Source organism: Microbacterium sp. KNMS, assembly GCF_053851835.1.
Window position 1 is genome coordinate 1 of sequence record NZ_JBSQBP010000202.1, and the last position, 238, is coordinate 238.

Annotated in this window: 1 protein-coding gene; it reads left to right on the top strand. The window is 72.3% G+C overall.

What is annotated here, in order from left to right; genetic code table 11:
- On the top strand, positions 1–238 hold a 238-nt coding region (locus tag ACWXWW_RS18345), incomplete at both ends, for a hypothetical protein (RefSeq protein WP_455971480.1).

The window sequence follows — 238 nt, forward strand, 5'->3', positions numbered from 1 at the left end:
GCATCCGCGAGCGCGCCCTGGCTGAAGGCTGGGACTATCTCGAGCGCCCGGCAACCCTCGGCGGGCGGCATTTCTCCATCGCGGCGCTGCCCGAGGCGGCGCGCGCAGATCTGCTGGCACGCGAAGCGGCCAAGCGATCGGACACGCCACGAGCCGCCAATGAGAACCGGCGCGGTCGCGGACGGCCCAGCTGGTGGGACGAGCATCCCGAGGTCGCCGAGGCGGTCGAGGCCTATCT